This is a genomic window from Burkholderia sp. Ac-20353 (assembly GCF_017104785.1).
Lineage (GTDB): Bacteria > Pseudomonadota > Gammaproteobacteria > Burkholderiales > Burkholderiaceae > Burkholderia.
Genome location: NZ_JAAGPL010000252.1, coordinates 1 through 11042 on the forward strand (window position 1 = coordinate 1; position 11042 = coordinate 11042).

At 68.7% G+C, this 11042-nt stretch carries 8 protein-coding genes and 1 pseudogene; 5 read left to right on the plus strand and 4 right to left on the minus strand.

The genetic code is table 11. The annotated features are described in order from the left end of the window. Positions 1–719: pseudogene (locus tag G3N94_RS36660) on the minus strand (DNA translocase FtsK); the annotation flags it as partial. Positions 720–880: 161 nt separating this feature from the next. Next, positions 881–1426 carry an META domain-containing protein gene (locus G3N94_RS36665; protein ID WP_205799123.1) on the minus strand — a complete coding sequence of 182 codons (546 nt, stop codon included), beginning with the start codon at positions 1424–1426 and terminating at the stop codon, positions 881–883. Positions 1427–1699: 273 nt separating this feature from the next. On the opposite strand from G3N94_RS36665, the gene purT reads away from it, so the two are divergent. The 4 genes from purT to G3N94_RS36685 all read left to right on the plus strand — a co-directional run bounded on the left by purT (position 1700) and on the right by G3N94_RS36685 (position 5496). Further along, the gene (purT, locus tag G3N94_RS36670; RefSeq protein WP_205799124.1) at positions 1700–2914 is read left to right on the plus strand and encodes a formate-dependent phosphoribosylglycinamide formyltransferase; all 1215 of its coding nucleotides are present in this window, start codon (positions 1700–1702) and stop codon (positions 2912–2914) included. Positions 2915–2930: 16 nt separating this feature from the next. Further along, a complete protein-coding gene (locus G3N94_RS36675) occupies positions 2931–3122 on the plus strand; it encodes a DUF6726 family protein (RefSeq protein WP_205799125.1) in 192 nt (63 codons plus the stop codon). Between the two features lie 62 nt (positions 3123–3184). Continuing rightward, a complete protein-coding gene (locus G3N94_RS36680; protein ID WP_205799126.1) occupies positions 3185–3565 on the plus strand; it encodes an MliC family protein in 381 nt (126 codons plus the stop codon). 437 nt (positions 3566–4002) lie between these two features. Beyond that, positions 4003–5496, plus strand: coding sequence for a DEAD/DEAH box helicase (locus tag G3N94_RS36685; protein ID WP_241022277.1), 1494 nt, complete (start codon positions 4003–4005; stop codon positions 5494–5496). 198 nt (positions 5497–5694) lie between these two features. Here the strand turns inward: G3N94_RS36685 and gluQRS are convergent, their stop codons facing one another. Both gluQRS and G3N94_RS36695 read right to left on the minus strand, forming a co-directional pair. Beyond that, on the minus strand, positions 5695–6591 hold the full coding sequence (gene gluQRS / locus G3N94_RS36690; protein WP_205799128.1) for a tRNA glutamyl-Q(34) synthetase GluQRS: 897 nt from the start codon (positions 6589–6591) through the stop codon (positions 5695–5697). A gap of 22 nt (positions 6592–6613) precedes the next feature. Then, positions 6614–7468, minus strand: coding sequence for a sulfurtransferase (locus G3N94_RS36695; protein ID WP_205799129.1), 855 nt, complete (start codon positions 7466–7468; stop codon positions 6614–6616). Between the two features lie 232 nt (positions 7469–7700). On the opposite strand from G3N94_RS36695, the gene dnaE reads away from it, so the two are divergent. Continuing rightward, on the plus strand, positions 7701–11042 hold a 3342-nt coding region (dnaE, locus tag G3N94_RS36700; RefSeq protein ID WP_205799130.1), incomplete at its 3' end, for a DNA polymerase III subunit alpha.

Below are 11042 nucleotides of genomic sequence, written 5' to 3' on the forward strand. Positions count from 1 at the left end.
GCCGCGGCGCGCGCCGCACCGGCTGCGGCGTTGGCGGCAGCCACGGCGCTCGTGCTGCCGGCCGTGGGCACGGGCCGGTTCGCCGCGTTCGGTTTCAGCCAGCCGGCGGGTGCGACCGGTTCGGCGAGCGGCCGCTGCGCGGCCTGGCCGCGCGCATTCGCCCGTGCCTGCGGATCGGGTTTCCACAGCGTCGGGCGCGCAAACCGGCCGTTCTGGCGGGGCGCCATCGAATTGACGGTGTGCGCGGTGGTCGGCTGGACATCGCCCGCGCGGCGCACGCGGCGCTCGTCGTCGCGATGCAGCGCGTTGCGCGGCAGATCGGCGACGCTGCGCGCATCGTCGTCGTCGTTGCCGCGCGAGATTTTGAGCCCGAACGACGTGTCGAGCCACGCGGCGACGCGCTGCCAGCCGATGCCGGTCAGCCACGGCAGGCCGGCGAAGAACAGCACGACCATCGCGAGCGGCGTGCCGATGTGGCCGAGCACGCGTTCGAAGCCGGCCGCGAACGCGTGGCCGAGCAGGTTCGTGTCGGGGCCTGACAGCGCACTCGTCAGCGTGCAGCTCGCGACGAACACGCTCGCGAAGCCGAGCCATAGGCGGATCGAGCCGCGGCCGGCATGCCCGCCGCTGCCGGGCAGCCACGCTTGCGCGAGGCGCCAGATGAGAAGGATGAACCAGACGGCGGAAACGCCGAACCAGCCGAGAACGACCGTGTGCATGCTTTGAAACAGGAATGGGACGGGGAGCGCGACGCGCGACCCGCCGAGTTTAACCGGCCGACGAAGAAGACTCTAAGGCAGCGCGCTGCAGAACAGGCATCGCCCGATGCAACGCGCGGCGGGACGCGGTCAGCCCGCCGTCGTCCCGCGCGACCCCGGTGTTACGAGCCGCGGCGCGTGAAGATCAGCGTCGCGCCGTCGGCAGTGACGATCTGCAACTGCTGCGGCGCGCGCATCTGCACGCCTGCCTTCGTGACGTGCGCGAGCGCGTCGAGATAGGCGTGCTCGAGCTGGCCGCCGAGCGTGCCGGTGCAGGCCATCCGCGTGCCCGCGAGCGGACCGAAGCTCAGCACGCCGTTCTTGACGTCGTAGGTGCCCATGTAGCGGTTGCAGCCGGAGAACCCGGACGCGCGGCGCACGCCCGATTCGGTCGACAGCGCGAGCTTGATCGGTTCGCCGTTGTCGCCGTGCGGGACCGTGCGCGGCGTGCCGTCGGCGTTCTGCCAGCTCGTGAGCTCCCAGCTCGTGTCGTCGAGCAACTGGACGGCGGCGGGGTTGTACGGATCGGGCGCGGGGGCGGCGGCGTCGGGATGCGTCGGCATCGAGCAGGCGGCGAGAAGCGTGGCAAGCGTCAATACGCCGAGCGGCGCGCGCAGCGAGCGAAACAGACGGGTGCGCGTGCGTGCGGCTGCGGTCGGGTGGGGCATGAGCCTCGTTCCTCATCATATTCTGAACAAGGCGTAAGAGTAACGCACTCGCCTCGCGTCAGGCGAGGCGACCATCCGCGCGCGAATTCGTTCGCGGCCGGCCCGCGCGATGCAAGAGCGCGATTCGAGCACGGTACGAGCACGTTACGAACGGGGGCGAGCGCGGTACAAGCGGGGCACGAGGCGCGGTACAAAGCGGGCCCGTCCGGCGCCGGTGCGCGTGTTAACATCGCAGTCGTTTTCGACCTCCAACCTGAAGCGGGAAATCATCACATGCAGATCGGTCAGCGGCTCGGTACGCCGCTTTCGCCTTCGGCCACGCGCGTCATGCTGCTCGGCGCCGGCGAACTCGGCAAGGAAGTCATCATCGCGTTGCAGCGGCTCGGCGTCGAGGTGATCGCGGTCGACCGCTATCCGGACGCACCCGGCCACCAGGTTGCGCACCGCGCGCACGTGATCGACATGACCGACGCCGCCGCGCTGCGCGCGCTCGTCGAGACCGAGCGTCCGCACCTGATCGTCCCCGAGATCGAGGCGATCGCGACCGACGCGCTCGCGGCAATCGAGGCGGCGGGCATCGCCGAGGTGATCCCGACCGCACGCGCAACCCAGCTCACGATGAACCGCGAGGGCATCCGCCGGCTCGCCGCCGAGGAGCTCGGCCTGCCGACGTCGCCTTACGCGTTTGCCGATTCGTTCGACGCGTTTCGCGCGGCCATCGCGAAGATCGGCATGCCGTGCGTCGTGAAGCCGGTGATGTCGTCGTCGGGCAAGGGGCAGTCGGTCGTGCGCAGCGACGCCGACATCGAGCCCGCGTGGCAGTATGCGATGGCGGGCGGGCGCGTGAATCACGGGCGCGTGATCGTCGAAGGCTTCGTCGATTTCGACTACGAGATCACGCAGCTCACGGTGCGTGCGATCGATCCGGCCAGCGGCGATACGCAAACCTATTTCTGCGAACCGGTCGGCCACGTGCAGGTTGCGGGCGACTACGTCGAGTCGTGGCAGCCGCAGCCGATGTCCGCGGCGGCGCTCGCACGCTCGCGCGAGATCGCGCACAAGGTGACCGAGGCGCTCGGCGGGCGCGGGATGTTCGGCGTCGAGCTGTTCGTGCGCGGCGACGAGGTCTGGTTCTCCGAAGTGAGCCCGCGGCCGCACGACACGGGCCTCGTCACGCTCGCGTCGCAGCGCCAGTCGGAGTTCGAGCTGCATGCGCGCGCGATTCTCGGGCTGCCGGTCGACCCGACGCTGGGCGCGCCCGCCGCGTCGGCGGTGATCTACGGCGGGCTCGACGAGCGCGGCATCGCGTTCGAGGGCGTGCGCGACGCGCTTGCCGTGCCTGGCGCCGACCTGCGCCTGTTCGGCAAGCCGGAGAGCTTCGCGAAGCGGCGCATGGGCGTCGCGCTCGCGACCGGTGCCGATATCGACGAAGCCCGCGAACGCGCGAAGCGCGCCGCCGCGGCCGTCAAGCCCGTCTCGGCCCGCTGACGACAGGAGGCGCGCGATGCCTGCAACTTCGTTTGTGCGGTGTGTTGTGCGCTTCGGCGTCGTGCTCGCGCTTGGCGCCGGCCTCGCGGGCTGCGGCCTTGCCGCCGCACCATGCCGGGTCGCGTCGGCGGGGCTCAAGATCGTGCCGCTCGTCGGTCACGTCGCCGCTGCGCCGACCGATGCGTGCGCGGACGTCATCGATCCCTGATAACGATAACCGGCGCGCCCGGACGGGCGTGCTGTCACACCACGTCTCGTGAGAGGACCTGCATGATTCGTCAAACCCTCGCCACGCTTGCGCTGGCCGGACTGTCCGTGTCGATCGCACATGCCGCGCAGCTGACCGTCGAGGAAATCGACGCGGACGCGCGCCAGACGGCCGTCTACCAGTGTGCGAACCAGACGCAGCCGGTGCGCGTGTCGTACTGGCTCGCGGGCAACGGCCAGAGTTTCGCGCTCGTGCCGGTCAACGGCCAGCGCCTGCTGTTCGTCGACACCGTGTCGGCGTCCGGCGTGCGCTACCAGGCCGGCCGCTATACGTGGTGGACGAAGGGCAAGGAAGCGACGCTGCGCGACGAAATCGCCGACGAGAAGGCGCCGCCGCTGCTGTCCGGCTGCGTGCAGGTCGAGAAGAAAAAGAAGAAGGGTTGAGCGCCGGCTGGCGCCCCTGAATCCGCACGCCGGCCGGCGGGCCATGCCGGCGCGTGGCGTTGTGCGGCGTCGCGCGGCCGGCCGCGGAATCGCAGCCTGCGACATCCGCCTGTAACATCGATCGGCAACATTCGCCTGCAACGTCCGCCGACACCGGTCGCCGGCACCGGTCGCTGCCGCCGCGGCGACGTGCCCGTTTGGCTGTCACAGACAGTTTGCTGCGCAGTGCTACAATACGGCCCTTTCCGCCGGCATTCGCGCCGAACGGAGTCCGCACGGCCTGGAGCCCGGCGTTCGAATGAACCGGCCCCAAGCGCCAGAGCGGCGCCGCGCGGCGCGCCGCGGCTCCGTCTACTTCCGAAATGTGATTCGCGCAGGCCCGCCGGGCCGGCCTGATGCGTGTTGTCCCCGCCGCGCCTTTTGAGCGAAACGCTACCATGTCCGATTCTGTCGCCAAGCCAGTCGACGCTACCTTCGATCAATTCGGCCTTGCCGCCGACATCCTGAAAGCCATTACGGAGCAGGGCTACACGACGCCGACGCCGATCCAGGCGCAGGCGATTCCGGTCGTGCTCGCCGGCCGCGACGTGATGGGCGCCGCGCAAACGGGCACCGGCAAGACCGCGAGCTTCTCGCTGCCGATCATCCAGCGCCTGCTGCCGCAGGCCAACACGAGCGCGTCGCCCGCGCGCCATCCGGTGCGCGCGCTGATCCTCACGCCGACCCGCGAGCTCGCCGACCAGGTCGCCGCGAACGTGCACGCTTACGCGAAGCACACACCGCTGCGCAGCGCGGTGGTGTTCGGCGGCGTCGACATGAACCCGCAGATGGCCGAGCTGCGCCGTGGCGTCGAGATCCTGATCGCGACGCCGGGCCGCCTGCTCGACCATGTGCAGCAGAAGACCGCGAACCTCGGGCAGGTGCAGATCCTCGTGCTCGACGAAGCCGACCGGATGCTCGACATGGGCTTCCTGCCGGATCTGCAGCGGATCCTGAACCTGCTGCCGAAGGAGCGCCAGACGTTGCTGTTCTCGGCCACCTTCTCAGGCGAAATCAAGAAGCTCGCGTCGACTTACCTGCGCAACCCGCAGACGATCGAGGTCGCGCGCAGCAACTCGACGAACGCGAACGTCACGCAGATCGTCTACGACGTCGCCGAGGGCGACAAGCAGGCGGCCGTCGTGCAACTGCTGCGCGATCGCGGGCTCAAGCAGGTGATCGTGTTCTGCAACAGCAAGATCGGCGCGAGCCGGCTCGCGCGCAACCTCGAGCGCGACGGCGTGGTCGCGTCGGCGATTCACGGCGACAAGACGCAGATCGAGCGGATGCAGGCGCTCGACGCGTTCAAGCGCGGCGAGATCGAAGCGCTCGTCGCGACCGACGTGGCCGCGCGCGGCCTCGACATCGCCGAGCTGCCGGCCGTGATCAACTTCGACCTGCCGTTCAACGCGGAAGACTACGTGCACCGGATCGGCCGCACGGGCCGCGCGGGCGCGACGGGCGATGCGCTGTCGCTGTGCAGCCCGAACGAGCGCAAGCAGCTCGCGGACATCGAGAAGCTGATCAAGCGTCCGCTCGAGGTGCAGACGCTGTCGATCGACAAGCCGGCGCGGCACCGTCACGACGAGCGTGGCGGTGAGCGTGGTGAGCGTGCCGGTGAGCGCGGCGAGCGTGGCGGCGAGCGGGGTGGCCGCCGCGAGCGCGACGAGCATCGTGGCGCGTCGGGCCGCCGGACGTCCGGCGCCGAGCGCGGTCATCATCGTCGCCACGAGGCGCCGATCGATGATTTCTTCCTGAAGCCGTACGAGCCGTCGGCACCGGCGAAGCAGGCCGAAGAGCCGACGCATGCTCAGCCCGAGAAAAAGGGTCCGAAGCGCCAGGTGGCCGCGCTGCTCGGCGGGTTCGGGATGCCGCGCAAGCCGTCGGCGTAAGCGCAAGCGGTCGGCCGCGATCGAAAGGTTGGGCAAGACGGGTGCATGCGAACAGCATGCGCCCGTTTTTTTATTTGCGGGGTCGGATGGGGTGCGATACGGCGGTGCCTGGTCGGTCCTGAGTCGCCGACAATCGGTGCCGGATCGATTCCGGCGAGCTGGCGGGGCCCGCGCTTGTGCGTGGGCAATGGCGGAGCGTTAGTCTGCCTGCGGCCCGAAGCGCCGCGCCCATGCGGCCGTTGCCGCCGCGTAGAACACGTCGAGCGTTGCGCCCGGCAGCTCGCCATGGTCCGGCGCCAGGCCGAGATGCGCGGCCGCGGCTTGCAGCGCGGGCAGCGGATCGTCGCGCTCGAGCGCGATCGCGCCGGTCTGCTTGCTGAGCTTCTCGCCGTTCGCGTCGACGACGACAGGCACGTGCAGATACGACGGCGTCGGTACGCCGAGGCAGCGTTGGAGATAGATCTGGCGCGCGGTGGAATCGAGCAGGTCCGCGCCGCGCACGACGTGCGTGATGCCGGCATCGGCATCGTCGACGACGACCGCGAGCTGGTAGGCCCACAGGCCGTCGGCGCGCTTCAGCACGAAGTCGCCGACTTCGGTCGCGAGGTTCTGCGATTGCATGTGCTGCCAGCGGTCGTCGAACGTGACGACCGCGGCATCGCCGTCCGGCACCCGCAGCCGCCATGCGCGCGCGGGCTTGCCGTGCAGGCCAGACCGGCAGGTGCCCGGATACGCGAGCGTCGTGTGGCGCTCGTGCGCGGCACGCAGCGAATCGGCGATTTCCTTGCGCGTACAGCCGCATGGGTAGACGAGCCCCGTCGCGTCGAGCCGTTCGAGCGCGGCCGAATAGGCGGCTGCGCGCGTGCTCTGCCACACGGGCGGCTCGTCCGGCGTCATGCCGAAGTGCACGAGCGTCGCGAGGATGTCGTCGGCGGCGCCGGGCACCGTGCGCGGCCCGTCGATGTCCTCGATGCGCACGAGCCAGGCGCCGCCGTGCGCGCGCGCGTCGAGCCAGCTCGCGAGCGCGCCGACGAGCGAGCCGAAATGCAGCGGGCCGGTCGGCGACGGCGCGAAGCGGCCGCGATAGCCGTTCATCGAGGGGCGTGCCGGAACTTGCTTACGCCGCGCTGGCGGTGTTCGCGCAGGCCGGGCAGGACTCGCCCGGCACGAAGCTCGGCGATTGCTGCGCTTCGGGCGTCACGACCGCGCGACACGCGAAGCAGGTGACGTTCTCGGTGGGCTCGAGCTGCGGGTTCAGCGCGGTGCGATAGTCGAACACGAAGCAGTCGCCGTGATAATGCGCGCCGCCGACTTCCTCGAAATACTTGAGGATCCCGCCTTCGAGCTGGTACACGTTGTCGATGCCGACGTCCTTCATGTGGATCGCGGCCTTCTCGCATCGGATCCCGCCCGTGCAGAACGACACGATTGTCTTGCCTTCGAGGTCCGCGCGGTTCGCTTCGATGACTTCCGGGAACTCGCTGAATTTCGCGATCCGGTAGTCGAGCGCGTTGTCGAACGTGCCGACGTCGACCTCGAACGCGTTGCGCGTGTCGAGCATCACGACCGGACGGCCCGCGTCGTCGTGCCCGCGGTCGAGCCAGGCCTTCAGCGTGCGCGCGTCGACGAACGGCGCGCGGCCGAGTTCCGGCTTGATCGCGGGCTTCTTCATCGTGATGATCTCGCGCTTCAGGCGCACGAGCATGCGGCGGAACGGCTGCGCATCGGACAGGCTTTCCTTGAATTGCAGCGTCGCGAACTTGCCTTCGAACAGCGGTTCGTGGCGGATGTAGTCGATGAACGCGTCGGCCGCGTCGCGCGTGCCGGCGATGAACAGGTTGATGCCTTCCGGCGCGAGCAGGATCGTGCCGCGCAGGCCGAGTTCGGTGCAGCGGGCGGTGACGAGCGGGCGCCATTGTTCGTTTGCGTCGAGCGACACGAAGTGGTAGGCGGCGAGATTGACGATACTCATGATGATCGGACGAGAAAACGGCCGCGCCCGTGCGGCGGTCGCACGGAGGCTCGCAAAAAGGGGTGCGAAGCCGGGCGGATAGGTCGAAAACCCGTATTATCCCGCAAACCGCGCACAATCCGGCACCTGGCCGTCCGGCCAGTGGCGCGGCGGGTCGTCGCGCCCTCGGCCGAACGGCCAACGGGGGGATTTTTTGGGCAGCCTGCATGGCGACGCGGCTACAATAGCGCCCATGTCAGATCCCCGTTTCGTCCATCTTCGCGTTCACTCCGAATTCTCGATTGCCGACGGCATCGTGCGTCTCGACGACATCGTCAAGGCGGCGGCCAAGGACGGTCAGGGCGCGCTCGCCCTCACCGATCTCGGCAATGCATTCGGCCTCGTCCGTTTCTACAAGGAAGCCCGCGGCAAGGGCATCAAGCCGATCGCCGGCTGCGACGTCTGGATCGCCAATCCGGACGATCGCGACAAGCCGTCGCGGCTGCTGCTGCTCGTCAAGGACAAGCGCGGCTATCTGAATCTGTGCGAGCTGCTGTCGAAGGCGTGGCTCACGAACCAGTATCGCGGCCGCGCGGAGCTCGACGCGAGCTGGCTCGACGGCGAGTTCGCGCAGGGCCTGCTCGCGCTGTCGGGCGCGCAACAGGGCGACATCGGCCTCGCGCTCGCGGCCGGCAACGAAGAAGCGGCGCGCCGTCACGCGGCGCGCTGGGCGAAGGTGTTTCCAGGCGGCTTCTACATCGAGCTGCAGCGTTATGGCCAGCCGGGCGCCGAGGCGTACATCCAGCAGGCGGCGACGCTTGCCGCGGAGCTGAAGCTGCCGGTCGTCGCGACGCATCCGACGCAGTTCATGACCGACGACGATTTCACCGCGCACGAGGCGCGCGTGTGCATCTCGGAAGGCGACATCCTCGCGAATCCGCGGCGCCAGAAGCGCTTCACGACCGACCAGTACTTCCGCACGCAGGACGACATGGCCGCGCTGTTCGCGGACCTGCCGTCCGCGATCGCGAACACGGTCGAGATCGCGAAGCGCTGCAACCTGACGCTCGAGCTCGGCAAGCCGAAGCTGCCGCTGTTCCCGACGCCGGATGGCATGTCGCTCGACGACTACCTGATCCAGCTGTCGAAGGAAGGGCTCGAAAAGCGGCTCGAGCAGCTGTTTCCGGATGCCGCCGAGCGCGACGCGCAGCGCGATACGTACTACCAGCGGCTCGAGTTCGAGTGCGGGACCATCACGAAGATGGGCTTCCCGGGCTACTTCCTGATCGTTGCCGACTTCATCAACTGGGCGAAGAACAACGGTGTGCCGGTCGGCCCCGGGCGGGGGTCGGGCGCCGGTTCGCTCGTCGCGTACGCGCTCGGCATCACCGATCTCGATCCGCTGCGCTACAACCTGCTGTTCGAGCGCTTCCTGAACCCGGAGCGGGTGTCGATGCCCGACTTCGACATCGACTTCTGCCAGCACGGCCGCGATCGCGTGATCCAGTACGTGAAGGAGAAGTACGGCGCGGATGCGGTGTCGCAGATCGCGACGTTCGGCACGATGGCCGCGAAGGCGGCCGTGCGCGACATCGGGCGCGTGCTCGACCTCGGCTACATGTTCACCGATGGCATCGCGAAGCTGATCCCGTTCAAGCCGGGCAAGCACGTGACGATCGCCGACGCGATGAAGGAGGAGCCGCAGCTCCAGGAGCGCTACGACCACGAGGACGAAGTCCACCAGCTGCTCGATCTCGCGCAGCGCGTCGAAGGGCTGACCCGCAACGTCGGGATGCACGCGGGCGGCGTGCTGATCGCGCCCGGCAAGCTGACCGATTTCTGCCCGCTGTACACGCAGGGTGACGACGGCGGCGTCGTCAGCCAGTACGACAAGGACGACGTCGAAGCGGTCGGCCTCGTGAAGTTCGACTTTCTGGGCCTGACGACACTGACGATCCTCGACTGGGCCGAGCGCTACATCCGCCGGCTCGATCCGTCGAAGGCCGACTGGTCGCTCGCGCAGGTGCCGCTCGACGATCCCGCGTCGTTCCAGATCCTGAAGAAGGCCAACACGGTCGCCGTGTTCCAGCTGGAAAGCCGCGGCATGCAGGGCATGCTGAAGGATGCGCAGCCCGACCGCTTCGAGGACATCATCGCGCTCGTCGCGCTGTACCGTCCGGGCCCGATGGACCTGATCCCGAGCTTCTGCGCGCGCAAGCACGGCCGCGAGAACGTCGAATATCCGGACGACCGCGTCGTTCCGGTCCTGAAAGAGACCTACGGGATCATGGTCTATCAGGAGCAGGTGATGCAGATGGCGCAGATCATCGGCGGCTACTCGCTCGGCGGCGCGGACTTGCTGCGCCGCGCGATGGGCAAGAAGAAGCCCGAGGAAATGGCCGAGCATCGCGAGATCTTCGCCGAGGGTGCCGCGAAGAACGGCCTCACGCGCGAGAAGTCCGACGAAATCTTCGACCTGATGGAGAAGTTCGCGGGCTACGGCTTCAACAAGTCGCACGCGGCCGCCTATGCGCTGCTCGCGTACTTCACCGCGTGGCTGAAGGCGCATCATCCGGCCGAATTCATGGCGGCCAACATGACGCTCGCGATGGACGACACCGACAAGGTGAAGATCCTGTTCGACGATTGCGTCGTGAACAACCTTGCGGTGCTGCCGCCGGACATCAACCAGTCGCATTACCGTTTCGAGCCGGTCGCGGAAGCGGACGGCAAGCGCTCGCGCACGATCCGCTACGGCCTCGGTGCGGTGAAGGGCAGCGGCCAGAACGCGATCGAGGAAATCCTGCGCGCGCGTGAGGAGAAGCCGTTCGCCGACCTGTTCGACTTCTGCGAGCGGATCGACCGTCGCGTCGTGAACCGCCGCACGATCGAGGCGCTGATCCGCGCGGGCGCGTTCGATTCGCTGAACGCGAACCGCGCGCAGTTGCTCGCATCGGTGTCGCTCGCGATGGAGGCGGCCGACCAGGCAGAGGCGAACGCCATGCAGGCGGGCCTGTTCGACATGGGCGCCGAGTCGCCGCACGCGCATGCGCTCGTCGACGAGCCGGCCTGGGACGACAAGCGCCGCCTGCAGGAAGAGAAGGGCGCGCTCGGCTTCTATCTGTCCGGCCACCTGTTCGACGCGTATCGAGGCGAGGTGCGGCGCTTCGTGCGCCAGAAGGTCGGCGAACTGAAGGAGGGGCGCGACAAGCTCGTCGCGGGCGTGATCGCGTCGCTGCGCACGCAGATGACCCAGCGCGGCAAGATGCTGATCGCGCTGCTCGACGACGGTTCGGGCCAGTGCGAGATCACGATCTTCAACGAGCAGTTCGAGGCGAACAAGGCGCTGTTCAAGGAAGACGAGCTGCTGATCGTGCAGGGGCAGGCGCGCAACGATGCGTTCACGGGCGGCATCCGCTTCACCGCCGACACGGTGATGGACCTCGAGCGCGCACGCAGCCGCTATGCGCAGGCCGTGCGGCTGACGATGAACGGCAACGCGGACGCGGCCGCGCTGCGCCGCGTGCTCGAGCCGCACGTATCGAAGGACGAGCCGTCGGCGGCAGGTGCCGTCGACGCGCCCGCGCCGCGCGGC